Here is a 511-nt window from a genome sequence, read left to right as displayed (position 1 = left end):
GGCTATGCCGAGGAGTCCCCACCCGATCCCATTCCGAACTCGGTCGTTAAGCTCCTCTGGGCCGATGGTACTTCGTCTTAAGGCGCGGGAGAGTAGGTCGCCGCCAGGTCTACCAAACGGATGCAGTCCAGACCCTTCAATCACGATATGCGACGCCGGAATTGACGCGGGGTGGAGCAGCCCGGTAGCTCGTCAGGCTCATAACCTGAAGGTCGTAGGTTCAAATCCTACTCCCGCAACCAAGCCTATCGAACTTTTGTTCGCAAAGCCGCCCTTCGGGGCGGCTTTTGCGTATGTCATTGGGAACTTTGTCAAATCTCCCTCGATGCCCAGAAGATGCCCGCCTTCCTCCACTTCCTCGACACTGATGGTTTCCACCAGAACCCGGAGGATATCGCGCGCATGGATGACCAATTCGGGTTCTGCGAGGATCGTTTCCAGCTTTCTGACATGCGCAGCGTAGACCTCCTCTAGGTCGGTTGGGAGCATCGGCCGCGCGTCTTCGATCTGC

At 57.7% G+C, this 511-nt stretch carries 1 tRNA gene and 1 rRNA gene; both read left to right on the top strand.

The annotated features are described in order from the left end of the window. Positions 1-109 (top strand): 5S ribosomal RNA (rrf, locus tag ABEB23_RS18280); the annotation flags it as partial. 56 nt (positions 110-165) lie between these two features. Next, positions 166-242, top strand: a tRNA-Met gene (locus tag ABEB23_RS18275). Positions 243-511 lie beyond the last annotated feature (269 nt).

The organism is Flavobacterium maritimum, from assembly GCF_040049085.1.
Classification (GTDB): domain Bacteria; phylum Bacteroidota; class Bacteroidia; order Flavobacteriales; family Flavobacteriaceae; genus Flavobacterium; species Flavobacterium maritimum.
The sequence above is the reverse complement of the archived record's forward strand: the minus strand, read 5'-3'. Positions and strand labels throughout refer to the sequence as shown.